This is a genomic window from Nocardia sp. NPDC055002 (assembly GCF_053608825.1).
The window spans coordinates 112,886-135,164 of the sequence record NZ_JBSGWE010000008.1 but is presented as its reverse complement, the minus strand read 5'-3'; the positions used below and the strand labels follow the sequence as shown (position 1 = coordinate 135,164).

Here is a 22,279-nt window from a genome sequence, read left to right as displayed (position 1 = left end):
GCACCACGCTGTGTCCGGTTCGCATACATTGCCAAACAGGCGCTGACACGTGGCCGGCGTCGACGTGAAATGTGGAGGCTCCTTTGTCTGTTCGAACTGTCCTCGGCCGTGGCGCCGTGCGGCTGCTGTGTACCGTCGCCGGCGGTGCCTTGCTGTTGACCGGCTGCGCCGAGAACACCGAGGGCGACGGCGCCTCGGTGAACAAGGTGTCGGCGGAGAAGGTCGACGCGCTCGCCGCGGCGGTCCCCGACAAAGTGAAGCAGGCAGGCAAGTTGGTCGTCGGCGTGAACGTGCCGTACCAGCCGAACGAGTACAAGGACGCGAGCGGCAAGATCGTCGGCTTCGATGTGGACCTCCTCGACGCCGTCGCGAGCACCCTCGGACTGAAGGTCGACTATGTCGAATCCTCGTTCGAGAAGATCATTCCCGCCATTCAGGCCGGGACCTACGACGTGGGTATGTCCTCGATCACCGATTCGCGCGAACGCGAACAGCAGGTCGATTTCACGACCTATTTCTCCGCGGGTATCCAGTGGGCCCAGCAAACCGGTAAAGCGATCGATCCGAACAATGCGTGCGGCAAGAAGGTCGCCGTACAGTCCACTACGGTCGAGCACACCGACGAGATTCCCGCCAAGAGCGCCAAGTGCGTCGCCGAAGGTAAGCCCGCCATCGAAATGAAGGCATTCGACGAGCAGAGCGCCGCGACCAACGCGTTGGTGCTCGGCCAGGTCGACGCGATGTCGGCCGATTCCCCGGTGACCGCGTACGCGATCAAGCAGAGCGAAGGCAAGATCGAGGCCGCGGGCCCGCTGTTCGATTCCGCGCCCTACGGCTGGGCCGTGCAGAAGAGCTCCCCGCTGGCGGCGGCTCTGCAGAAGGCGCTGCAGCACCTGATCGACAACGGCAAGTACGGCGAGATCACCACCAACTGGGGTGTGCAGGACGGTCAGATCAAGACCTCGGTGATCAACGGTGCAGTGAGCTGACGTGACCGACGCGAAAGACACGGTGGAGGTGCCCGGACCGGGCACCGAACCCGAACCGATCAAGGCGGTCCCGCTGCGCAGGCCGGGCCGCTGGATCGCGGCGGCAATCATCCTGATCCTGGTGGGATTGTTCGTCTACGGCGCGGCCACGAATCCCGCCTACCGGTGGGATACCTACGGCAAGTACCTGTTCGACAGCCGGATCACCGCCGGCGCGATCGTCACCCTGGAGCTCACCGTGCTCGCGATGGCGATCGCGGTGGGCCTCGGCACGGTCCTGGCGGTGATGCGCCTGTCGCCGAACCCGGTGCTGCGTACCGCCGCGTGGATCTACCTGTGGATCTTCCGTGGCACCCCGGTGTTCGTGCAGTTGGTGTTCTGGGGCCTGGTCCCCTCGCTGTACAAGCAGATCGATCTCGGTGTGCCGTTCGGTCCGCAGTTCTTCCACCTCGATGTGCAGCACCTGCAGGCGGCGTTCCTGTTCGCGGTGATCGGCCTCGGCCTCAACGAGGCCGCGTACATGGCCGAGATCGTGCGCGCGGGTATCAACTCCGTCGGCGAGGGTCAGCGCGAGGCGTCGGTGGCGCTGGGCATGTCGTGGACACAGACGATGCGTCGCACGGTGCTGCCGCAGGCCATGCGGGTGATCATCCCGCCCACCGGCAACGAGCTGATCGGCATGCTCAAGACGACCTCGCTGGTCACCGCGATTCCGTTGAGTACCGACCTGTTCGGCCGCGCCCGTGACATCTACGGCGTGAACTTCCAGCCCATCCCGCTGCTGCTCGTCTGTGCCACCTGGTACCTGGCGATCACCAGCGTGCTCATGGTCGGCCAGTACTACTTGGAACGCTATTACTCGCGTGGTGCCACCCGGCAGCTGACGGCCAAGCAGCTTCAGGAACTGGCCACGGCGCAGGCGGCGGTGAAGGCGAAATGACCGAACCAGTTGTGGCAGTCCCGCCGATGGTGCTGGCTGACCGGGTGTGTAAGAGCTTCGGCGCGCTGCAAGTGCTCAAGGGCATCTCTCTCGAGGTCGAGCGTGGGAAGGTGCTGACCCTGGTCGGGCCGTCGGGCTCGGGCAAGTCGACCTTCCTGCGCTGTATCAATCACCTCGAGCAGGTGAACGCGGGCAGGCTCTACGTCGACGGCGATCTCGTCGGCTACCGGGAGAAGAACGGCAAGCTCTACGAGATGCACGAGCGCGATGCCGCGATCCAGCGTCGCGATATCGGCATGGTGTTCCAGCATTTCAACCTGTTCCCGCACCGCACGGCGCTGGAGAACGTGATCGAGGCGCCCATCCAGGTGCGCGGTATCCGCAAGTCCGAGGCCGTCGCCAGGGCCGAGGAGCTGCTCGAGCGGGTCGGGCTCTCGGCCAAGCGCAACGCCTACCCGGCGCAGTTGTCCGGTGGTCAGCAGCAGCGCGTCGCCATCGCGCGAGCCCTGGCGATGGATCCCAAGCTGATGCTGTTCGACGAGCCGACCTCGGCGCTGGACCCCGAGCTGGTCGGTGAGGTGCTCGCGGTGATGCGGGAGCTGGCCGATTCGGGCATGACCATGCTGGTGGTGACCCACGAGATGGGCTTCGCCCGCGAGGTCGCCGACGAACTGGTGTTCATGGATGCCGGTGTGGTCGTGGAGTCGGGCCCGCCGCGTGAGCTGCTGGCCAATCCGCAGCACGAGCGGACCCAGGCCTTCCTCTCCCGTTTGCTCTGAGATACGACGCAGCGGCCCCGCGGATTCCCGCGGGGTCGCTGCGTTTTTCAGGGGGTTTCCGGGTTCTTCAGGCGTTCCAGGGAGACCTGCGCCTGGGCGATGCGGCGGATGGCGGCCAGTGCGGTGTCTCCGAGGACGGTGAGGACGACGACCGCGTCGATGATGTCGTCGCGCCCGCCCGCGGACAGGGCGGCCGCCACGTCGTTCTCCGCTACCGCGCGCGTGCTGTCGAAGTAGGTGGGCAGGGTCGTGGTGGCCCAGTCCCGGTAGCCGAGTTGCGCGAGTCGGACGATCACTCCGGTGAGCGTGTCGATGGCCTGCGGGCTCGGTTTCATGTCCCAGCCGCGTCGGTCCATCTCCGCGCGCACGGCCTCGTAGGCGCGATCCCATTCGGCGTCATGGGCGGCGGGGACGGGGGTGGACAGGCTGTCCTGTGCCACGCCCAGCACATGGAACAGCGGCATGTCGGGAGAGTCGATCGCGGCGAGCACATCGGAGACGGTGGCGACCGGTATCCCGCCCACCTCGATCAGCGCGCGGATCAGGCGGAGTCGGCGCAGGTGGTCTTCGCCGTAGCTGGCCTGGTTGGGGCTGGTGCGTTCACCCGGCGGCAGCAGTCCCTCGCGCAGGTAGTACTTGATGGTCGCCACCGCGATGCCACTGCGATCACTCAACTCCGAGATTCGCACTCTTACCTCCGTGTTGTTCCTACCCCTTGCCTACGTCACCCATAGCGGATAGTCTAGCTATCCATAACGGATAGTATAGCTATCTATCTCTGGGAGATTCGAATGTCAGTCCTGACCGTCCCCTCGCTGCCCCGCCCCAACGCCCCCCTGCACCGCCCGCTGATGTATTTCGCCGCCGTCAACGCCGCGCTCGTCGTGGTCGGCCTGATCGGGATGCTGGTCGACGACCGGGTGATCGCCGGGTCGACGGCCTGGTTCAAGCCGACCAAGTTCGCGATCTCGTTCGTGTTCTACAGCGTCGCGCTGGCCTGGTTGATGTCGTTGCGGCCCAGCCCTTCTCGGCTCGCCTCGCGGATGGCCACGGTGATCGTGGTCGCCGGGGTGATCGAACAGGCGGTCATCTTCGGGCAGGTGATCCGGGGGACTCGCAGCCACTACAACACGACCACCACGTTCGACGCGATGCTCTGGGTCACGATGGGGTCGACCATCGTGGTGCTGTTCCTGGCGACGATGGTGGTCGCTGTCGCAGTGGCCCGCACCCGCATCGGAGACATCGCGATCACCTGGTCGATCCGCCTCGGCCTGCTGATCACGCTGGTGGGATTGGGCCTGGGCCAGTTGATGCCGATGCAGGAATCGGGCATCGACGGTATCGCGGGCGCTCATACCGTCGGCGCACCGGACGGTACTCCCGGCATGCCGCTCACCGGGTGGAGTACCACCGACGGTGACCTGCGCATTCCGCATTTCTTCGGCATGCACGCCCTCCAGGCGCTGCCGCTGTTCGCGGCACTGCTGGTCGTGCTGGCTCCACGGATCCCGTTGTTGCGGTCGGTACGCGTTCGGTTGGGCCTGATCATCACCGGGTCGGCGGGTTACGCGGCGATCCTCGCCCTGGTCACCTGGCAGGCGCTGCGCGGACAGCCGCTGATCCACCCCGATCAGGCCACGCTCACCGCCGCGGCCGCGATCGTCACCGGAATTGTTGTCGGAGTAATGATCTCGGTCGCGAGCGCGGCCGGTACCCGAAAGGTGGTCACCGCATGAGCACGCTGTTCGACCTGTCGTTCTTCGTCACCGTGCCCTTCTGGGCTCTGATGATCTTCGCGCCGACCTGGCGCTGGACTCGCACGATCATCTCGTCGCCGTGGATTGTGCTGGTGCCATTGGCGGTCTGGGCGATCGTCGCGGTTCCGGTGCTCGGCGCGATGTGGTCGCTGGTGACTTCACCGTCACTGGATGCGATCACCGAAGCCACTGCCGATCCCGCTGTGCTGACCGCACTGTGGGCGCAGATCATCGCGTGGGACCTGTTCCTCGGCCGCTGGATCTATCTCGACAGTCGCGAGCGCGACGTGCACCCGCTCCTGATGGGCCCACTGCTGGTCGGCACGATTCTGTTGTCGCCCATCGCCTTCCCGATCTATCTGCTCGTCCGTGAATTCGCGCGGCGCTCGCCGATCGAGCGTTCTGCCGCGACACAGGCGGATCCGGTCGGCGCGTAGCCGCCGTGAGCCGGGCTCGTTGGTCCAGCTCACGGCGCTTCCCGGCCGGCAGGCCGCGGTGACGCGGCGCTACAACGGCATCAGGCGGTGTTTGCGCGGTGCCTGCTCGATGTGTTTGTCGCCGAGCAGGCGCAGTGCTTTGCGGATTTCCAGCCGGGTGCTCGACGGTTCGATGACCGCGTCGATATAGCCGCGCTCGGCGGCGATCCACGGGGTGGCGACGGCGGCGTTGTAGAAGTCGACCATCTGCTGACGCACGGCCGGTCGGTCTGCCTCGGGGACGGCGGCCAGCTGTTTGCGCTGGGTCAGGCCCACGGCGGCTTCGGCGCCCATCACAGCGATCCGGGCCGTCGGCCACGCGAGATTGATGTCGCCGCCGAGTTGCTTGCACCCCATCACCGCGTAGCCGCCGCCGTAGGCCTTGCGGACCACGACGGTGACGATCGGAACGGTGGCCTCGACGACCGCGTAGAAGAAGCGCCCGCCGCGTTTGATGACGCCGATCTTCTCCTCCTCCACGCCCGGCAGCACGCCCGGGGTGTCGACGACGAACACCAGCGGAATGTCGAACGCGTCGCACAGGCGGATGAAGTGCGCGGCCTTGTCCGACCCGCGCGCGTCGATCGCGCCGCTGGCCACCAGCGGCTGATTGGCGACCACCCCGACGCTGCGCCCGTCGACCCGTGCGAATCCGGTGATCAGATTGCGGGCGGCGCCGTCGCCGATCTCGTGGAACTCCCCGTCGTCGAAGATCCGGAGCAGGATCTCGTACATGTCGTAGCCCCGGCGATCGGAATCCGGTATCAGCGAATCGAGTTCGCGGTCGGAGTCCGTGATCTCCGGCTCCAGACCGGGATTGATCAGGGGAGCACGCTCGTAGCAGTTCGACGGCATGAAGCTCAGATACGTTCGTGCCCACTCGAAAGCGGCTTTCTCGTCCGCCGCCACGTGATGGATGTTGCCGTTGTGCGCCTGGTTGAACGCGCCACCGAGCTCGTCGAGGGTCACTTCCTCGCCGGTGGTCTCGCGGATGATCTCGGGACCGGTCACGAACATGTACGCCGACTCGGTCGCGATCAGCACATCGGTGTTGATCGGCGAATACACCGCGCCCGCAGCACATTTGCCCAACATCACCGACACCTGCGGTACCACCCCGGACAGCCGCGTCTGCCGCCTGCTCATCTCGGCGTACCAGGCCAGTGAGGTGACCGCGTCCTGCACCCGGGCGCCGCCGGAGTCGTTGATCGCCACGAACGGGCACGCGATATCGGCCGCCAGGTCCATCGCCATCGCGACTTTGCGCCCGAACATCTCACCCACCGATCCACCGAACACGGTCTGGTCGTGGGCGATCACAACCACCGGGCGCCCGTCGATCCTGCCGTGCCCGGTGACCACACCGTCACCGTAGAGTCCGTCGGCCGCGCCTGGCTGTTTCACCAGTGCCCCGATTTCGGTGAAACTGCCCTGGTCGAGAAGTATTTCGATGCGTTCGCGTGGACCGGGGATTCCTTTCGCCGCGCGCTTGGCGATCCCCGCCTCCCCCGCGGGTTCCCGCGCCGCCCTCAGATTGTCCCGCAGCTCTTGCAGTTTCGCAGCAGTAGTCGACTCCACCACGCACGCCCTTCCTCGTCCTGGTCGAGCTCTCCTTCATCGGTTAGCCAAAGCGTAGCGCTGACGCCCGCGCCGACATCAGCGGCACGGCGGACCGATCCTTGACGAATCACGCGTCGTACCGTGGGTGGGGTGAACAAGCCGACCCGATACGGAGCGATCGCCTTCTCCTCGGCCACCGAGCGCCGTCAGCGCAGCGGTGGTGGTTTCACCGTCCACGGCAGGCGGATGGCCGACGGCGCCGACATCGGCGAGCCCGAAGAACTGGAGCCCCAGGTGGCGGGCCTGATCCGGCAGGCCGACTCGTTCTACCTCGCTACCGTCACCGGATCCGGCTGGCCCTACATCCAACATCGCGGCGGGCCACAGGGTTTCGTGCACGTGCTCGACTCCTCGACGATCGCGTGGGCCGAGTACGCGGGTAACAACCAGTTCGTCACTGTGGGCAATCTCGACATCGACGATCGGGTGTCGCTGTTCTTCATCGATTACCCGACCCGCACCAGGGTCAAGATCTTCGGTCGGGTCGAGGTCGTCGAACGCGCCGACGATCCCGGCCTGCTCGACCGCCTCCTGACCACGTCGGCGGGCCCGATCGACGCGCGCTCGGACCGGGCGTTCGTGGTGCGGGTCGAGGCGTTCGACCGGAACTGCACCAAGAACATCACCCCTCGCTACCGCACCGAGTGGATCCAGGACTACCTGCGCGCGGGCCGCGCTCCTCTCGAAGCCGAAATCGAGCGTCTACAGCACCGCAACGCCGAGCTCGAGGCCGAAATCGCCCGCCTGAAGTCTTCCCCCTGACCGCCGCGCCTATCGATCGACGGCGGAGGCGTGGCCGCCGAAGGCGATACGTAGTTGCCCGAGCAGCACCTTCGCCGCCGGGCCGGGCGGGGGATCGGTGCGCCAGGCCAGGGCCAGCCGGCCGTGGATGGTGGGGTCGACGATGTCGAGGGATCGGACACCGAAGGTGTCAGCTTCGGCGGTGGTGAGGGCTGGGACGATGGCGGTTCCCAGCCCGCGTGCGGCGAGTTCGAGGAGCAGCGGGGGAGCGGCGGCTTCGAAGGCGATGTTCGGGGTGAAACCAGCGGCGGCGCAAGAGCGTTCGAAGACCCCGCGAAGGCCGGTGCCCCGGGTGAGGCAGATGAGGCGGCGATCGGCGAGGGCTCCCAAGGTGATGGAGCCCGCCGATTCGGCGGGGTCGATGGGCGCATCGTGGGCGACGGCGGCGACGAGCGCGGTCTCCAGGATCACCTCGAGTCCGATGCCGGAATCTATCGGCGCGCCGGTCAATCCGGTCAACGCGATGTCGAGTTCACCGTGTTCGACGGCGGCGAGCATCCTTTCCGCGGTGTCCTCGGTGAGGCTGATCCCGACCTGCGGATGATCGTGGTGGAAATCGGCGAGAACGCCCGCGACATCGAAGACCTCCGACGCCGCCCCGGAGATCATGCCGAGCCGGACCTGACCCCGCAGCAATCCGGTGAACTCCCCGACCGTGTCGCCGATCCGGTCGGCGGCGGCCAGGGCGGCGCGTGCGTGGGTGAGCACCGCGGCGCCGACGTCGGTCAGTGTCACGGAGCGCGCACCGCGGTCGAGCAGACGCTGCCCGAGTTCGCGTTCGAGTTGGCGGATCTGGGTGCTGAGACCGGGCTGGGACAAGTGCAGCCGTTCGGCGGCCTTGGTGAACCCGCCCTCGTCGACGATCGTCACGAAGTAGCGCAGCTGACGCAGTTCCATAACTATCGATTATAGGTAATAGAAGATCTATCTCTTGTACTTATTCATTGTCGGCGAGCAGAGTCGAAGACATGACCGATATCGCAACGAAGTTCACTGGTCCTGTCTTCACGCCGGACGACCCCGGGTACGCCGAGGAGATCGCCGGCTTCCAAACCGCCTACACCCACCGTCCGGCGTTCGTGGTCGGCGCCCAGCACGGCCAGGACGTGCGCGCCGCCGTGGAATTCGCCGCACGGCACGGGCTGTCGGTGGCCGTGCAGGCGACCGGACACGGTCTGTCGGTAGCCACCGACGGCGGGGTGCTCATCACGACCGGACGCATGGACGCCATCACCGTCGACCCGCAGGCTCGTACCGCTCACATCGGGGCCGGGGTGCGGGCGGGCGCGTTGGTCGAGGCGGCCGCGCGGTACGGGCTGGCGCCGTTGAACGGGTCGTCGCCGTCGGTGGGCGTCGTCGGGTATGTGCTCGGCGGCGGGCTCGGATTGCTGGCCCGTGAATTCGGTTATGCCGCAGATCATGTGCGCCGCATCGAACTGGTGACCGCCGACGGCAGGATGCGCTCGCTCGGCCCGGAAGACGAGTTGTTCGGGGCGGTACTGGGTTCCGGCGGGAACTTCGGCGTGGTGACCGGTCTCGAACTCGATCTCGTCCCCGTCGCCGAAATCTATGGTGGTCAGCTGGTTTTCGACGCGCCACTGGTCGACGCGGCGCTGGAGGCGTGGCGCACCTGGACCGAGACCGTACCGAGCGCGCTGACCTCCACGATCGCGGTGGTGACCTATCCCGACATCCCGCCCGTGCCGGAATCCTTGCGAGGCCGGCACGTCGCTTCGATCCGAATCGCCTTCGACGGGCCGGACGAGGAGGGGCAACGGTGGGTCGCGCCCCTGCGGCGGATCGGACCTCGGCTGCACGAGGACCTGCGCACGATGCCCTACGCCGAATCGCACACCATCCACAGTGACCCGCCTTTCCCGCATGCCTACGCCGCGACCAACGCGCTGCTCTCGGAGCTGACACCGCAGGGTCTGTCCGCGCTGCGCGCGTTGACGGCCCCGGGCGGATCGGTCGACGCGGTCATCGACATCCGCCATCTCGGTGCGGCCCTGCGGCACGGTGGCCCGGCCTCGATCGATCATCGCGATGCGGAGTACATCGTGCGGGTGATCACCGGTCCCGGTGAGGGTGACTCCGCACCCGAAGGCCTCGGGAAGGTGCGAGAAGCATTGGCGCCGTGGACGATCGGGCACAGTCTCGCGTTCCTTTACGGTGCGGGCGGCGCGGCGGACGAAGCCCAGACCGCGGCAGGCTACTCCCCGGACACCTACCGCTGGCTGGCGGCGGCGAAAGCGAAGTACGACCCGCGAAACATGTTCCGCGCCAACCGCAATATCGCCGCCGGTTCCTAGCGCCGCTTGCTCAGCCTCCCGATATCTACTATCTTAGTGATATCACTCAGATATCGGGAGGATGTCATGGAGCTGCGGTCCGCATTCCGCGTCAATGGATTCGTCGTCGTGCTGGGGTGGCTGGTGTTCACCCTGTTGTTCGGGGCCGCCGCCGTTCTCGCGTTCATCGCCGCCACCCAGCACAACGGTGGCGCACTGGCCTGGATCGGCGCGGTGGCCGCCGTCGTCGTGATCCTGGTCGTCTGGTTGCTCGCCACCGGGCTGATCATCGTCAACCCCAACGAGGCCAAGGTCGTCACCTTCTTCGGCCGCTACATCGGCTCGGTGAGCGAGCCCGGGTTCTTCTCGGTGGTCCCGCTCACCGACCGTAAGTCCATCTCGCTGCGGGTGCGGAACTTCGAGACCCAGAAGCTCAAGGTCAACGACGCCGACGGCAACCCCGTCGAGATCGCGGCGGTCGTCGTCTACAAGGTGGTCGACAGCTTCAAGGCCGCCTTCGCTGTCGACGACTACGAGGAGTACGTCGAAACCCAGTCCGAGGCGGCGGTGCGTCACCTCGCCACCACCCACCCCTACGACGCCCACGACGACTCCCGTACCAGTCTTCGCGACGGTGCCGAAGTCGCCGAGGAACTGACCGTCGAGCTGCGCGAACGCACCCTCACCGCGGGTATCGAGGTCATCGAGGCCCGCATCACCCACCTCGCCTACGCCCCCGAGATCGCCCAGGCGATGCTCGTCCGCCAGCAGGCGGCCCAGGTCGTCGCCGCTCGCACCCAGATCGTCGAAGGCGCCGTCGGCATGGTCGCTCTCGCCCTCGACCGCCTCGCCGAACAGGGCACCGTCGAACTCGACGAGGAGCGCAAGGCCAACATGGTCTCCAACCTGCTCGTCGTCCTGTGCGGTGACCGCGCCACCCAGCCCGTGGTCAACGCCGGATCCCTCTACTCCTGAGCCGCCCGATGACCCAGCCGAAGAAGGACCCCAAAAAGATCCTGCTACGGCTCGACCCGGCCGTCCACGAGGCAATAGCCAAGTGGGCGGCCGACGACCTGCGCAGCATCAACTCCCAAATCGAATACGCCCTCCGCCTCGCCCTCGACCAGGCAGGCCGAAAGCCCAAGCGCAACTAGTCGATCGATCATGTCGTCTCAGCCGACCCCGAGAACGCGAGTGAGGAGGCGCTGGCGGGTTCGGGTGTCGGATTTGGCGAGGACGGCTTTGACGTGGTCGTTGACGGTGTGTTCGGAAAGGAACAGTTCCGCTGCCAGTTCGTGGGAGTCCAGGCCGGTCGCCAAGAGGGTCAGGACCTGGGATTCCCGGGTGGAGAGGGCGTGGGCTCGGGCGAACAGGTCGAGGCGTTCGGTGGCCGTGCTCGGTTCCAGGGCCACGGCGATGTCGGGGCCGATGCGGTCGGCTTTGACGGTGAGCCAGCGGTTGCCGCCCAGGTGGACGCGGGAGGTGGCGGGGCCGAGCGGGACGGCGGCCTCGGTGGCGAGCAGGGCGGCGGCCGCGTTGTAGACCGAGGCGGGGACGGGGGGAATCGGTTCGTCCGGGGGGAGCAGGCGCAGCAGGGAATCCGCGGCGGCTGCCGTCTGGGAACGCACGCGCAGGGTGTCGTCGAGGAGTACGACCGCGGGGCCGAGCGGCGCGAGCCCGGCGTCGGATTCGACGAAGGTGGCGCCGACAGTACGGCGCAGGCCGGCGGTGACCGGGATCGTCAGCGTGCTCAGCTCACCGAGTTCCGGTGTGGTGAAAGGGGACTCGGTGTAGCGGAGCAGTTCGAGGAAGCCCCAGCAGCCGTAGCGGTCGGCGAAGGTGACGGTGGCGGAGTCGGTGACGCCGAGATCGTGCTGGGCGGTGCGCCAGAGCAGGGAGCGTTCCGGGTCGCCGTCGGTGGCGCCCAGCAACGAGTGGGCGCCGGTGCCGCGCACGGTGTCCCAGCGATTGAGTGGAGTGAGATACCGGGCGCGGATCAAGTCGGGCAAGAGCGCGAGATCGAGGCGGGGGACATCGGCGAGCGGCGCCGTCGCGATCGCGGTGACGGGATCGGTGAGCGCGAAGACATGGCCGGTGAACGGGATCCTCGCGCGGATCTCGACCAGGACGAGTTCACGCAATCGTTTGGCGGAGTGCCCGGCGCGGCACAGACGGCCGATCCGGTCTGCCAAGGTGCTCGGCACGGACCCCAGTCTACGGCGGAAAACCCCCAGGATCAGGGATGTTCCGGTGCCCCGAACCGGCAGACCATGGAGCTGTCCATTCAGCACGACCACGGAGGTCACCATGACCGTCACCCTGCACATCGACAACACCGTTCGCGACTACGACGACTGGAAGGCCGCGTTCGACCAGTACGAGCGATTCCGCGCCGACAACGGCGTGCGCACCTACCGCGTCGGCCGCGTCGACGGCACACCACACCGAGTCCTCATCGACCTGGATTTCGACGATCGGACGGCCGCCGAGGCGTTCCGCACCGCGTTGGCGACCGTGCTCGCCACCCCGCGCAGCCGCGCGATGGTGATCAGTCACGAAGCCTGGCTCGTCGACTTGGTCGACGAGCGGATTTCGGCCTGATCGACGCGCCGGGCGCCCCACGGGGACAACCGAACTCGAATCCGCCGGTAAATTGATCCGGTGCCCATCTCGTTCGACATTCCTGGAATGCAACAGTTGGACGACACGACCTGGGGGAATCCGGCCACTCGTGACGTCGTCGCGTTGAACTATGTCAACGGCACGCCCGACCTGCCCGCCCGCCTGCACGACCTGAAACGGCTGCGCAGGCGGCTGGCCGAGCACCACGCCCGGACCGGCTGCCTGATCGAGGCGTTCGTGGTGTGGGTGGACCAGTTGCCCGCCCTGCTGCGGGTGGAGAAGACCCAACTGCCGGGTCCGCGCGGTGAGCTGGTCTTCGCGGCGTCGATCGTGGTGCCCAAGGACCGGTGCTCGGCGGTGTTCCAGGTGATCTGCCCCGAGACCGGTGTGCCCGGCGCGCGCGAGACCTTGATCGGCCGGCAGGTTCGGCGCGACGAGATGTGCCCGCCCCACCCGTACGCGCCCGGTCTGCGCGGACGGTTGCCCTATCTGCTGTCCGATGACGTCCGCTTCGACGTCGAATTCCCCGATCACGCGCTGACCAGGGCGCGTCGCTGGGTCGCCGACACCGTGCCGAACGTGCGCGTGGATCCGTCGTTCGCCGCGCTGCCGGAGTTCTAGGGCTTCTCGGCGATGAAGATGGCGGTGCCGGGGAAGATCTGCCCGCGCAGCGGCGACCACTGACCCCATTCGCGGTCGAGCCATTCCGGCCAATCCGGTTCGACGATGTCCACCAGGTGCAGGCCGGCGCCGACGATCTCGCGGACCCGGTCACCGATCGTGCGGTGGTGCTCCACATAGGTCGGCACACCGTCGCCGTCCACCTCTACATAAGGAGTGCGGTCGAAATACGGGATCGTGGCGGTCAGACCCGCCTCGCCCGGATCGTCGGGGAAGATCCAGCGCATCGGATGGTTCACCGAGAACACCCAGCGCCCACCCGGGCGCAACACCCGAGCCACCTCGCGCATCACCAGCGCCGAATCGGCGACGAACGGCACCCCGCCGAACGCCGAGCAGGCCAGATCGAACGACGCGTCAGCGAAGGGCAGCGCCTCGGCACCCGCCTGAACCAGGGGTACGCGCGGTCCGCCCTGATCCATCGCGGCCACGCCACGCTCCAGCATCCCCTTCGACACATCGAGCCCGACCGGGAACGCGCCGTGACCGGCCAGCCACCGCGAGCACGGCGCCGATCCGCAGCCGATCTCCAAGATCGTCTTGCCGGTCACGTCACCCAGGAAACCCATGTCGCCCTCGTGCAGGCCCTCCGGGCACCACACGAACTCGCCGCCCGGCGAGTCGACGCCGAGGAAATCGGCGTGGGTCTGGTGGTACTGCTCGGCGTCGGCGTCCCACCAGCGGCGATTCGCGCGCTCGCTGTCGCGCGAGTCGATCTTGGTTCGGGTGGTCGCTGAGGTACCCAGCAGCGCGTTGGCCTGCGCGTGGCGTTCGTCGTCGGACACGGCCAACAGGGTATCGGCGTGGTGCGGGGGGTGGTTTGCCCGGCTCGGCGCGGGTCGCGTAGGCTGATGCACGCTGTAGAGGGACGCTGAATTTGATCAGCGGCAAGTGCGACGGTCCGTGCGATACTTTACCGGTATCCCTTCGTCGCGTCGTCGCGGTGATCTCGCAGCGTACCGAAAGATCCAATGTCCGCAACCGACCACAATCCGTCCGGAGCAAACCCACATATGCCCACCACCGTCACCTCGCCGCAGGTAGCCATTAACGACATTGGCTCCGCCGAGGATTTCCTGGCCGCCATCGACGCAACGATCAAGTACTTCAACGATGGTGACATCGTCGAAGGCACCATCGTCAAGGTCGATCGTGACGAGGTCCTGCTGGACATCGGTTACAAGACCGAAGGCGTCATCCCCTCCCGCGAGCTCTCCATCAAGCACGACGTCGACCCGAACGAGGTCGTTTCCGTGGGCGACGCGGTCGAGGCCCTGGTCCTCACGAAGGAGGACAAGGAAGGCCGCCTGATCCTGTCGAAGAAGCGGGCGCAGTACGAGCGCGCGTGGGGCACGATCGAGGAGCTCAAGGAGAAGGACGAGGCCGTCAAGGGCACCGTCATCGAGGTCGTCAAGGGCGGCCTGATCCTCGACATCGGTCTCCGTGGCTTCCTGCCCGCCTCGCTCGTCGAGATGCGTCGTGTCCGCGACCTCCAGCCGTACGTCGGCAAGGAGATCGAGGCCAAGATCATCGAGCTCGACAAGAACCGCAACAACGTGGTCCTGTCGCGTCGCGCCTGGCTCGAGCAGACCCAGTCCGAGGTCCGCAGCGAGTTCCTGCACCAGCTCCAGAAGGGCCAGGTCCGCAAGGGCGTCGTGTCCTCCATCGTCAACTTCGGTGCCTTCGTGGACCTGGGTGGCGTCGACGGCCTGGTGCACGTCTCCGAGCTGTCCTGGAAGCACATCGACCACCCGTCCGAGGTTGTCGAGGTCGGCAACGAGGTCACCGTCGAGGTTCTCGACGTCGACCTGGACCGCGAGCGCGTCTCCCTGTCGCTCAAGGCGACTCAGGAAGACCCGTGGCGTCAGTTCGCCCGGACCCACGCCATCGGCCAGATCGTGCCCGGTAAGGTCACCAAGCTGGTTCCCTTCGGTGCCTTCGTGCGCGTCGAAGAGGGCATCGAGGGCCTGGTCCACATCTCCGAGCTGGCCGAGCGCCACGTCGAGGTCCCGGACCAGGTTGTGGCCGTCGGCGACGACGCCATGGTCAAGGTCATCGACATCGACCTCGAGCGTCGTCGGATCTCGCTGTCGCTGAAGCAGGCGAACGAGGACTACAACGCCGAGTTCGACCCGTCGAAGTACGGCATGGCCGACAGCTACGACGATGCGGGCAACTACATCTTCCCCGAGGGCTTCGATCCCGAGACCAACGAATGGCTCGACGGGTTCGACAAGCAGCGTGAAGAGTGGGAAGGCCGCTACGCCGAGGCCGAGCGTCGCCACAAGATGCACACTGCCCAGATGGAGAAGATGGCAGCCGACGCTGCCGCCGAGGCCGCCGCTGGTGGTCCCGTCGCGGGCAACTACTCCTCCGAGACCGGTGGCAGCGCGGCTGCGTCCACCTCCGGTCCGGCCGAGTCCACGGGCGGCTCGCTGGCCAGCGATGCCCAGCTCGCGGCTCTGCGGGAGAAGCTCTCCGGCAACGCCTGATTCAGCGGAAACGCCTGAATCAACACCCGCATTACCGAAGGCCCCGGTCCATATGGACCGGGGCCTTCGGCCTTTCCTGGGCAGATCCTGTTCAGCGGCCCACGGTGAAACGACGCTGAAGGTGGCGCGGATTGTCGACCTCGTCGAGGAGCGCGACAGCGAGGTCCTCGGCCGAGATATCGGTGTCGGAGTCGAGAAGTTGGTCGCCGCCGAGTCGGTAGCGACCGGTGCGCGGGCCCGGTTCGATACGCCCTGAGGACGGGCTCAGATAGGTCCAGTGCCGATTGGACTGGCGATAGATGTTGAGCGCATCGCGACCGGCGAGCACGGGCTCGCGGTACTCGGCCGGTACTAGCAGTTCCTCGGTGAGCACCCTGGTGAAGTCCGGGGTATCCACCAATTGCAGGCCGGGGGCGACCTCCAAGCTCCCGCCACCGCCGACGACGATCAACCGGATATCCGGATGTTGTTGCAGCGCACCGACCATCGCCCGCGCGCCGACGACGAAATTGTCTGCCTTGGCGATGGTGTCGGCGATGCCGTGCCCCGCGTTGACGGCGCTGATCACCACGTCGAGCCCTGCGATCGCCGCGGCGATGCTGTCGGTGTCGAGCCAATCGGCTGCTCGCCACGTCGTGTCGCCCCGCTCGGCGGGAAAACGAGCGGAATCACGGGTGAACGCTGTGACCCGGTGCCCTCGATCCTGTGCTTCGGCGACCACTCGGGAGCCGATGACGCCGGTGGCGCCGAATACTCCGATTTCCACAATGCCCTCAATCCTCAGCGCTGTTCGATTACTACACGCCGTTCAGTAATGACACGGCTGATAGTAGACGAACGCTGTAGGGTGTCAACCGTGGTCGAGGTGAGGAATCGGCGCGAGCGATTGCGCGAAGAAGCGACAGCGGAGATCAAGGCGATCGCGTTGCGGCTATTGGCCGAAGGCGGTCCCGACGCGATCTCCTTGCGGGCCATCGCCAGAGAGATGGGAATGACCGCGGGGGCGCTGTACGGGTACTTTCCCGCTCGGGACGACCTGATCACCACGCTGATCGCCGACGTCTACACCTCGCTCGTCGACCGGGCAGAGGCCGCGCGCGATGCCGTGCCCGAAACCGATCCAGCCGGTCGGATCATGGCCTGGGGTGAGACTGTCCGGGAATGGGCGGTCGCCAATCCCGCTGGGTTCAAGTTGATCTACGGCGATCCAGTTCTCGGCTATCAACCGCCGTCGAGCGGTCCCGCGCACGAGGCGGAACTGCGTGCGTGCGGCGGATTGGTCGGTCTGGCAGCCGCGGCCTGGCCGTATGCCGCGACCTCGCAGACCATCGGCGCACCGGCATGGCCGGATTTCGACCCCGCGCTCGTCGACCACGTGCGCGGCGAATTCCCCGACCTGCCGCCCGCGGGACTGGCTCTCGCGCTGCGGATGTGGGGGCGCATGCACGGGCTGCTGGCGCTGGAGATCTACGGACATCTCGGGCCTCGGGCGCAACATCCGGACAAGCTCTACCGGGCCGAGATGCTCGATCTGGTCCGTTCACTCGGATTGCGCGAGTAGGTCTTTTCCCAGGTGGGGTAGCGTGTGCGCGATTGCTCCATCCCCCTATGGGAAAGGTGCTCCACTCCGATGAGTTCTGGTCCCTTCGCCGGTCTCAACCGGCGACAATTCCTTGCGAAGGCTATGGCCGCCGGTGCGGTGGGAACGCTTGCCACCTGGGCGAATCCGATTATCGACCGAGCTTTCGCCGCCGATCCGGTGGGCATGGGCGGGCTCGGCGATATCGAGCACTTCGTCTTGCTCATGCAGGAAAACCGGTCCTTCGACCACTATTTCGGCACCCTGTCGGGGGTGCGCGGGTTCGGTGAGTCCTCCGCGTCGTGGCGTCAGTACGGGTGGTCGCCCGGAATCGGGCCCACCGCAGACGGTTTCGTCGAACCGTTCCGGCTCGACACCACCCGCGGCGCCACGCTGGACGGGGAGTGCATCAACGACCCCGACCACACCTGGCCGGGCATGCACAAGGCATTCAACAACGGCCGCAACGACGGCTGGATGCCGATGTCGGTGGCCTCGGTCGGGCCGGCGAATGCGCCCGCGGCGATGGGTTACTACCTACCGGAAGACATTCCGATCCACACCGAGCTCGCGCAGGCGTTCACGCTGTGCGACAACTACCACTGCTCGGTGCTCGGTCCCACCGACCCCAACCGGCTGTACTGGATGAGCGCGAGCATCGACCCCGACGGCCTGGCGGGCGGTCCGCTGGTGGAGACGCCGACTCTGCTTCCGAAGAACGTCTACAGCTGGCGGACCTACCCGGAGAACCTGTCCGAGGGCGGGGTGCCGTGGAAGATCTACAGCAATCGCGATGTCGGCCCGGCCTCGTCGATGCTCCTGGACGGCATGATGGGCTGCTTCACCCAGGCCGCCGACCCGAATTCCGAACTGGCGCGCCGTGGTATCGCACCGACCTACCCGAACGATTTCCAGGCCGACGTCGCCAACAACACGCTGCCCGCGGTGTCCTGGGTGGTGCCGTCACTGCTGCACTGCGAACACCCCGCGCTGCCGGCGGCTTTCGGTGCGCTCGGCATAGTGCAGCTCCTCGATATCCTCACCTCGAATCCGGCGGTGTGGGAGAAGACCGCGCTGATCATCAGCTACGACGAGAACGGCGGCTTCTTCGACCACGTCACGCCGCCGACCCCGCCGCCCGGCACCACGGGCGAATTCCTGACGGTGCCACTGGATCGGGTGCCCGCCGCGGGTGGGATCACCGGCCCGATCGGACTGGGTTACCGGGTGCCGTGCACGGTGATCTCGCCGTACAGCCGCGGTGGGTTGGTCGCCTCGCAGACCTTCGACCACACGTCCCAATTGCGTTTGCTGGAAACCAGATTCGGCGTCGACGTGCCGAACCTGACCGCGTGGCGACGCGGCGTCACCGGCGATATGACATCCACGTTCGACTTCGCGGCGGCGCCGAATGCCGCGAAACCGGTGCTGCCCGACCCGCGCCCCAAGGCCGACGCGGCGATCGCGCAGTGCGGTCCGAATATCGCGGCGGGCACCCTCGGACAGGGTGTGCCGTACCCGGTGCCGCCGAATGCGATGCCGGCGCAGCAGCCGGGGGCGCGGCGCGCGCCGAGCGGTCTCGTCGGCGTCTGAGCGGGGGTGGGCTCGGCATCGCGCCGGGCCCACTGTCAGCTCGCGGCGGCGGGCGACCAGTATCCGGTGGCCATGCTCGGGCGTTTGCGCATCGCGGCGAAGCTGTGTCTGGCGGGGGAGAGCAGGGTAGTGAACCAGGAGCGCCGGTACTCGGCGAGAGTCGCTGCAACAGCGGGGAATTCGATGCAGTGCACACCGCCGGGCATACCGAGGCGGTGGCGAGCCGCCCGGTGGTTCCTGGTACTCATGATCATCCTCCGGTAGTCGTGCGGCCTTCTCGCCTGCGCGGAAGATTAATCCACGCGACGCGCCCGGCCCGGGATCTTCCGCCGCTCCGGGCATGGGCGTGTCGGAGGAGGTGCCCCGGCGCGGCGGCCGGGATGCGAGACTGGGCCCATGTTGCGGATCGGCCTCACCGGAGGCATGGGAGCGGGTAAGTCCACAGTGGCGCGGACGCTGGTCGAACTCGGGGCGGTGCTCATCGACTCCGACGCGATCGCGCGCGAGGTCGTCGCCCCCGGTACGCCGGGCCTGGCCGCGCTGGTCGAGGAATTCGGTGAGGGCATTCTGAGCCCCGACGGCAGCTTGGACCGGCCCGCGCTGGCCGCGGTCGCCTTCGCCGACGATGTGTCTCGGGGCAAGCTCAACGCCATCACCCATCCGCTGGTCGGCGCCCGTACTGCGGATCTGATCGGCGAGGCGGCCACCGATGCCGTTGTGGTGCAGGATATTCCGCTCCTGGTCGAGAACGGGCTCGCGCCACTGATGCAGCTCGTCGTGGTGGTCGGGGCAGAAGAGGAGACCAGGCTGCGCAGGCTGGTCGAACACCGCGGCGTGGCCGAAGCCGACGCGCGAGTCAGGATCGCCGCCCAGGCCACCGACGACCAGCGCCGCGCGGTCGCCGATGTGTGGCTCGACAACAACGGTGCGCCGGAGGTGGTCGAGGCGCAGGTCCGTGAGCTGTGGGCGCGACGGCTGGTGCCGTTCGAGCGCAATCAGCGCGAGGGCATCCGGGCGCGCGCCGACTACGTTCTCGTCACCGACCCGGAATGGGATATGCAGGCGCGCAGGATCATCGCCCGGCTGCACCTGGCCTGCGGTGCGTCGGCGGTGCGCATCGATCACGTCGGATCCACCGCGGTGCATGGACTCCCCGCCAAGGACATCATCGACATCCAGGTGACGGTGGCCGATATGGCCACGGCCGAATCGCTGACGGATGCCTTGACGGCCGCCGGGTTCCCGCTCGCTCCCCAGGTGACGCACGACAATCCGAAACCGAGCCACGGCGATCCCGAGGGGACCGACCTCGCCCTCTGGGGAAAACGCCTGCACGGCAATGCCGATCCGGGAAGGCCGGCCAATATTCATCTGCGCGTGCGGGATTCGCTCGGACAGCGGTTCGCGCTCGATCTGCGCGACTGGTTGCGCGCGAACGAGAGCGCGCGGTCGGAGTACCTGGCGGTCAAGCGCGGAGCCGAACTCGCGGCGGCGGATCTGACCGGCGACGCGGCCGGTGATGCCTACTACGTGGTGAAGGAACCGTGGTTCGACGCGGTCTATCCGGTGGTCACCGAGTGGGCCGCCGCCCGCGCGTGAACCGCGCGCCAATCTGTTAAACATCAATGTTTCGGAAACTGTCCGCACGCTGTCTCGCGCTGTGTAAATTGTGCGAAGTCACTACAGGGTGACTCGATTCACAGGGAAGTTGTAGCGCGTATGACAACACATCACCGTCAGTTCGGCCGTGCGGGCTTCGGCATCACCGCACTCGGCGCCGTCGCCGCCAGCCTCGTGCTGGCCGCTCCACAGGCTTCGGCCTGGGTCGGTAATCTCGGCGTGGCCGGAACCGACCACAAGGTCGGTTGCAGCTACAAGCTGACCGCCAGCGTCGAGGTCGACCGGCTGACCTCGGTGAAGTTCACCGACAACGGCGTGGATATTCCGGGCAGCCCGGTGTCGCCATCGCTGCTCTCGGGCACCGTGAGCATCACCTGGAAGCCCACCACGGCGGGCCAGCACAAGCTCGAGGCACGTCAGCTGCTGATCAGCGACTCGATCACCGTCACCGTCGGTGCGGCGGGCAGCACCGGGAGTGCGTCGTGCGGCGGCGGCCTCGCGGACCTGTTCCCGAGCCTGTCGGCCGGCTGACACCGACTCCCCGCACCGCCCGGACCCCCTACCGAGGTCCGGGCGGTTCGTCGTTTCGGCGCCAGGTCAGGGTCATCCCGAAGGTGCTCAGCCATTCCTCGAGTGAATAGCCGTGCGCGGCGATCCCGTCGATCGCCGCGGTGGCGTGTTCGATCGCCGCCTGACACTGCGCGGCGTCCAGCAGGCCGTCGGTGTGCGCGGCCAGCAGCTCGTCGACGTCGACGAGCCGGACATCACGCCGAGTGCGGACCAGTACGTCGAGGTAGTGGTCGACCGAGCGCCACAGCGTCGGCGACTCCCTGGTGAACGCGCCCACATCGACATAGATGTCCTGCCACTGCTCGACGCCGGGGTTGTAGTGCAGCTTCGACGCCCGCAGCGACAGCTCCGGCAGCACCCACGATTCCAGGTAGTGGAAGTGCGCGTGATCGGACTGGCGACCCATGTACAGGCCCCACGGTTCCACCCGATAGATCTCCACCGGCCGGACGAAACCTTTGGGATCGGTGTTCGTTCCGGCCGCGACGTCGAAGTACTCGACCTTGGGTGGATGCACGTGCACGGTGGATGCCTGCGTCATGAGCGCAGAATCTACCGGCGCGTGCCGACCCGCGCCCGGTCGCCGGTCACATCCAGGTCAGGGTGATCTCCTGCGACCGCAACCATTGCTCGACATCGTGGTCGTTGGCCGCCAGCCCGTCGAGCGCGTGCGCGGCACGCTCGAACGCCCGGTCGGCGTGCTCGGTGCCGACATGGCCCGCGGCGTGCGCGGCGAGCAGCTCGCTGGACCCGGACAGCGTCGAGGACCGGCCGCGCCGCACCGCGATGTCGAGGAAGTAGTCGGTGGCCCGCCACCGTTTCGGCCCGACCTGGACGCACTCGATGATGTCGAGCACGTAATCGTGGCTGCGGTGATGGCCGGGCCGGTCGTGGCTGATGGTGGCGCGAATGGCCTGGCCGGGCAGCATCCACGACTCCTCGTAGCGACCGTGCGGCCGGTCGAGGATGCGGGCCAGGTAGATGCCCCACGGCTGCACTTCGTACCGGTCGACCGGGCGGATGTAGCCCTTGGCGTCGGTGCTGGTCAGCTCGGCCAGGTCGAAGTATTCGCCCCGGGGTCTGGCAGAGGGAGAGACGGTCGTGGAGACGGTGGTCGGTGTTAGCGGGCCGCGTATCTCTCTGGCGAAATAGCCGGCGAATCCGGTTACCGCGGGAGCCGCGACGAGCAGGGGAAGTAGAACGCTCATGGCCTTGTCCTTCACCACGTCCGATGATCAACTCAGGGTACGCCCGCATCGGGAGTTGTGGCGTGGTCGATTCGGCGCCTCGATCGTCGAATATCCTTGGCGCAAGGGACTTTTCGGACATCACGCGAAGTGCCGGTCATTCGCCGCGTTCGTGGGCGGTCGCCCCGACCAGGCGAAATGGGGGTCGCCGACGGTTTGCTTGCCGGTGGCTGTCGTCACAGTCGCGCAGTGCCGCGACGGCATCGATGAGCAGAAGTT

25 protein-coding genes are annotated in these 22,279 nt (G+C 67.0%); 16 read left to right on the top strand and 9 right to left on the bottom strand.

All coding sequences use genetic code 11. The features are described from left to right. Positions 1 to 83: 83 nt before the first annotated feature. From ACWF99_RS28230 to ACWF99_RS28220, 3 genes are read left to right on the top strand one after another with little or no spacing between them, the layout of a single operon-like run. Positions 84 to 989, top strand: coding sequence for an ABC transporter substrate-binding protein (locus ACWF99_RS28230; protein WP_378661139.1), 906 nt, complete (start codon positions 84 to 86; stop codon positions 987 to 989). Between the two features lies 1 nt (position 990). Next, complete coding sequence (locus ACWF99_RS28225) at positions 991 to 1,929, top strand: amino acid ABC transporter permease (RefSeq protein WP_378661142.1); 939 nt, start codon at positions 991 to 993, stop codon at positions 1,927 to 1,929. Between the two features lie 26 nt (positions 1,930 to 1,955). Further along, on the top strand, positions 1,956 to 2,708 hold the full coding sequence (locus ACWF99_RS28220; protein WP_378637356.1) for an amino acid ABC transporter ATP-binding protein: 753 nt from the start codon (positions 1,956 to 1,958) through the stop codon (positions 2,706 to 2,708). Positions 2,709 to 2,755: 47 nt separating this feature from the next. Here ACWF99_RS28220 and ACWF99_RS28215 read toward each other — a convergent pair whose 3' ends face one another. Beyond that, positions 2,756 to 3,382: a MerR family transcriptional regulator gene (locus ACWF99_RS28215; RefSeq protein WP_378637126.1), complete on the bottom strand. Its 627-nt coding sequence runs from the start codon at positions 3,380 to 3,382 to the stop codon at positions 2,756 to 2,758. A gap of 117 nt (positions 3,383 to 3,499) precedes the next feature. Here ACWF99_RS28215 and ACWF99_RS28210 point away from each other — a divergent pair, with 117 nt between their 5' ends. Both ACWF99_RS28210 and ACWF99_RS28205 read left to right on the top strand, forming a co-directional pair. Continuing rightward, positions 3,500 to 4,447, top strand: coding sequence for a hypothetical protein (locus ACWF99_RS28210; protein ID WP_452537835.1), 948 nt, complete (start codon positions 3,500 to 3,502; stop codon positions 4,445 to 4,447). Then, complete coding sequence (locus ACWF99_RS28205) at positions 4,444 to 4,905, top strand: ABA4-like family protein (RefSeq protein WP_378637122.1); 462 nt, start codon at positions 4,444 to 4,446, stop codon at positions 4,903 to 4,905. The genes ACWF99_RS28210 and ACWF99_RS28205 overlap by 4 nt, the downstream gene beginning before the upstream one ends. Positions 4,906 to 4,974: 69 nt before the next feature. Here the strand turns inward: ACWF99_RS28205 and ACWF99_RS28200 are convergent, their stop codons facing one another. Next, a complete protein-coding gene (locus ACWF99_RS28200; protein WP_378637353.1) occupies positions 4,975 to 6,522 on the bottom strand; it encodes an acyl-CoA carboxylase subunit beta in 1,548 nt (515 codons plus the stop codon). Between the two features lie 132 nt (positions 6,523 to 6,654). Here ACWF99_RS28200 and ACWF99_RS28195 point away from each other — a divergent pair, with 132 nt between their 5' ends. Then, positions 6,655 to 7,326, top strand: a complete 672-nt coding sequence (locus ACWF99_RS28195) for a pyridoxamine 5'-phosphate oxidase family protein (RefSeq protein WP_379318114.1) — start codon at positions 6,655 to 6,657, stop codon at positions 7,324 to 7,326. Positions 7,327 to 7,335: 9 nt separating this feature from the next. Here the strand turns inward: ACWF99_RS28195 and ACWF99_RS28190 are convergent, their stop codons facing one another. Further along, complete coding sequence (locus ACWF99_RS28190; RefSeq protein WP_452537833.1) at positions 7,336 to 8,262, bottom strand: LysR family transcriptional regulator; 927 nt, start codon at positions 8,260 to 8,262, stop codon at positions 7,336 to 7,338. 71 nt (positions 8,263 to 8,333) lie between these two features. Here ACWF99_RS28190 and ACWF99_RS28185 point away from each other — a divergent pair, with 71 nt between their 5' ends. From ACWF99_RS28185 to ACWF99_RS28175, 3 genes are all read left to right on the top strand, one after another. After that, positions 8,334 to 9,677 (top strand): FAD-binding oxidoreductase, encoded by a 1,344-nt coding sequence (locus ACWF99_RS28185; RefSeq protein WP_452537832.1) that lies wholly within the window; start codon positions 8,334 to 8,336, stop codon positions 9,675 to 9,677. 66 nt (positions 9,678 to 9,743) lie between these two features. After that, on the top strand, positions 9,744 to 10,631 hold the full coding sequence (locus ACWF99_RS28180; RefSeq protein ID WP_358188763.1) for an SPFH domain-containing protein: 888 nt from the start codon (positions 9,744 to 9,746) through the stop codon (positions 10,629 to 10,631). 8 nt (positions 10,632 to 10,639) lie between these two features. Then, positions 10,640 to 10,810 (top strand): toxin-antitoxin system HicB family antitoxin, encoded by a 171-nt coding sequence (locus ACWF99_RS28175; RefSeq protein ID WP_378637115.1) that lies wholly within the window; start codon positions 10,640 to 10,642, stop codon positions 10,808 to 10,810. A gap of 18 nt (positions 10,811 to 10,828) precedes the next feature. Here the strand turns inward: ACWF99_RS28175 and ACWF99_RS28170 are convergent, their stop codons facing one another. Then, positions 10,829 to 11,860 (bottom strand): helix-turn-helix transcriptional regulator, encoded by a 1,032-nt coding sequence (locus ACWF99_RS28170; RefSeq protein ID WP_452537831.1) that lies wholly within the window; start codon positions 11,858 to 11,860, stop codon positions 10,829 to 10,831. A gap of 103 nt (positions 11,861 to 11,963) precedes the next feature. Here ACWF99_RS28170 and ACWF99_RS28165 point away from each other — a divergent pair, with 103 nt between their 5' ends. Both ACWF99_RS28165 and ACWF99_RS28160 read left to right on the top strand, forming a co-directional pair. Continuing rightward, a complete protein-coding gene (locus tag ACWF99_RS28165; protein WP_452537830.1) occupies positions 11,964 to 12,257 on the top strand; it encodes a hypothetical protein in 294 nt (97 codons plus the stop codon). Positions 12,258 to 12,344: 87 nt separating this feature from the next. Next, positions 12,345 to 12,899: a hypothetical protein gene (locus ACWF99_RS28160; RefSeq protein WP_379299737.1), complete on the top strand. Its 555-nt coding sequence runs from the start codon at positions 12,345 to 12,347 to the stop codon at positions 12,897 to 12,899. Here the strand turns inward: ACWF99_RS28160 and ACWF99_RS28155 are convergent. Further along, positions 12,896 to 13,744 carry a class I SAM-dependent methyltransferase gene (locus ACWF99_RS28155; protein WP_378637106.1) on the bottom strand — a complete coding sequence of 283 codons (849 nt, stop codon included), beginning with the start codon at positions 13,742 to 13,744 and terminating at the stop codon, positions 12,896 to 12,898. The two genes, ACWF99_RS28160 and ACWF99_RS28155, sit on opposite strands and share 4 nt — an antisense overlap. A 228-nt stretch (positions 13,745 to 13,972) precedes the next feature. On the opposite strand from ACWF99_RS28155, the gene rpsA reads away from it, so the two are divergent. Continuing rightward, positions 13,973 to 15,451 carry a 30S ribosomal protein S1 gene (gene rpsA, locus ACWF99_RS28150; RefSeq protein ID WP_056824523.1) on the top strand — a complete coding sequence of 493 codons (1,479 nt, stop codon included), beginning with the start codon at positions 13,973 to 13,975 and terminating at the stop codon, positions 15,449 to 15,451. A 91-nt stretch (positions 15,452 to 15,542) separates the two neighbouring features. Here the strand turns inward: rpsA and ACWF99_RS28145 are convergent, their stop codons facing one another. After that, positions 15,543 to 16,217, bottom strand: coding sequence for an NAD(P)-dependent oxidoreductase (locus ACWF99_RS28145; protein ID WP_452537828.1), 675 nt, complete (start codon positions 16,215 to 16,217; stop codon positions 15,543 to 15,545). 90 nt (positions 16,218 to 16,307) lie between these two features. Between ACWF99_RS28145 and ACWF99_RS28140 the strand changes: the two genes are divergently transcribed. Together ACWF99_RS28140 and ACWF99_RS28135 are read left to right on the top strand one after the other, a co-directional pair. Continuing rightward, entirely contained in the window at positions 16,308 to 17,012 is a 705-nt protein-coding gene (locus tag ACWF99_RS28140) for a TetR/AcrR family transcriptional regulator (RefSeq protein ID WP_452537827.1), read from the top strand. 69 nt (positions 17,013 to 17,081) lie between these two features. Continuing rightward, on the top strand, positions 17,082 to 18,623 hold the full coding sequence (locus ACWF99_RS28135; RefSeq protein WP_452537826.1) for a phospholipase C: 1,542 nt from the start codon (positions 17,082 to 17,084) through the stop codon (positions 18,621 to 18,623). 35 nt (positions 18,624 to 18,658) lie between these two features. Here the strand turns inward: ACWF99_RS28135 and ACWF99_RS28130 are convergent, their stop codons facing one another. Continuing rightward, positions 18,659 to 18,871 carry a hypothetical protein gene (locus ACWF99_RS28130; protein WP_378637096.1) on the bottom strand — a complete coding sequence of 71 codons (213 nt, stop codon included), beginning with the start codon at positions 18,869 to 18,871 and terminating at the stop codon, positions 18,659 to 18,661. A gap of 148 nt (positions 18,872 to 19,019) precedes the next feature. On the opposite strand from ACWF99_RS28130, the gene coaE reads away from it, so the two are divergent. Then, positions 19,020 to 20,222 carry a dephospho-CoA kinase gene (gene coaE, locus ACWF99_RS28125; RefSeq protein ID WP_378661171.1) on the top strand — a complete coding sequence of 401 codons (1,203 nt, stop codon included), beginning with the start codon at positions 19,020 to 19,022 and terminating at the stop codon, positions 20,220 to 20,222. A gap of 120 nt (positions 20,223 to 20,342) precedes the next feature. Beyond that, positions 20,343 to 20,774 (top strand): hypothetical protein, encoded by a 432-nt coding sequence (locus ACWF99_RS28120; RefSeq protein ID WP_378661173.1) that lies wholly within the window; start codon positions 20,343 to 20,345, stop codon positions 20,772 to 20,774. 28 nt (positions 20,775 to 20,802) lie between these two features. On the opposite strand, the gene ACWF99_RS28115 is transcribed toward ACWF99_RS28120, so the two are convergent. Continuing rightward, complete coding sequence (locus ACWF99_RS28115; RefSeq protein WP_452453703.1) at positions 20,803 to 21,354, bottom strand: DUF402 domain-containing protein; 552 nt, start codon at positions 21,352 to 21,354, stop codon at positions 20,803 to 20,805. 46 nt (positions 21,355 to 21,400) lie between these two features. Beyond that, on the bottom strand, positions 21,401 to 22,021 hold the full coding sequence (locus ACWF99_RS28110; protein WP_452537824.1) for a DUF402 domain-containing protein: 621 nt from the start codon (positions 22,019 to 22,021) through the stop codon (positions 21,401 to 21,403). Positions 22,022 to 22,279 lie beyond the last annotated feature (258 nt).

Excerpts from the sequence above, each read along its gene's own strand:
- ACWF99_RS28115 (WP_452453703.1), bottom strand. The coding sequence starts at position 21,354 with ATGACGCAGGCATCCACCGTGCACGTGCATCCACCCAAGGTCGAGTAC.
- rpsA (WP_056824523.1), top strand. The coding sequence starts at position 13,973 with ATGCCCACCACCGTCACCTCGCCGCAGGTAGCCATTAACGACATTGGC.
- ACWF99_RS28165 (WP_452537830.1), top strand. The coding sequence starts at position 11,964 with ATGACCGTCACCCTGCACATCGACAACACCGTTCGCGACTACGACGAC.
- coaE (WP_378661171.1), top strand. The coding sequence starts at position 19,020 with ATGTTGCGGATCGGCCTCACCGGAGGCATGGGAGCGGGTAAGTCCACA.
- ACWF99_RS28205 (WP_378637122.1), top strand. The coding sequence starts at position 4,444 with ATGAGCACGCTGTTCGACCTGTCGTTCTTCGTCACCGTGCCCTTCTGG.
- ACWF99_RS28135 (WP_452537826.1), top strand. The coding sequence starts at position 17,082 with ATGAGTTCTGGTCCCTTCGCCGGTCTCAACCGGCGACAATTCCTTGCG.
- ACWF99_RS28180 (WP_358188763.1), top strand. The coding sequence starts at position 9,744 with ATGGAGCTGCGGTCCGCATTCCGCGTCAATGGATTCGTCGTCGTGCTG.
- ACWF99_RS28185 (WP_452537832.1), top strand. The coding sequence starts at position 8,334 with ATGACCGATATCGCAACGAAGTTCACTGGTCCTGTCTTCACGCCGGAC.
- ACWF99_RS28210 (WP_452537835.1), top strand. The coding sequence starts at position 3,500 with ATGTCAGTCCTGACCGTCCCCTCGCTGCCCCGCCCCAACGCCCCCCTG.
- ACWF99_RS28110 (WP_452537824.1), bottom strand. The coding sequence starts at position 22,021 with ATGAGCGTTCTACTTCCCCTGCTCGTCGCGGCTCCCGCGGTAACCGGA.
- ACWF99_RS28220 (WP_378637356.1), top strand. The coding sequence starts at position 1,956 with ATGGTGCTGGCTGACCGGGTGTGTAAGAGCTTCGGCGCGCTGCAAGTG.
- ACWF99_RS28175 (WP_378637115.1), top strand. The coding sequence starts at position 10,640 with ATGACCCAGCCGAAGAAGGACCCCAAAAAGATCCTGCTACGGCTCGAC.
- ACWF99_RS28120 (WP_378661173.1), top strand. The coding sequence starts at position 20,343 with ATGACAACACATCACCGTCAGTTCGGCCGTGCGGGCTTCGGCATCACC.
- ACWF99_RS28190 (WP_452537833.1), bottom strand. The coding sequence starts at position 8,262 with ATGGAACTGCGTCAGCTGCGCTACTTCGTGACGATCGTCGACGAGGGC.
- ACWF99_RS28160 (WP_379299737.1), top strand. The coding sequence starts at position 12,345 with ATGCAACAGTTGGACGACACGACCTGGGGGAATCCGGCCACTCGTGAC.
- ACWF99_RS28130 (WP_378637096.1), bottom strand. The coding sequence starts at position 18,871 with ATGAGTACCAGGAACCACCGGGCGGCTCGCCACCGCCTCGGTATGCCC.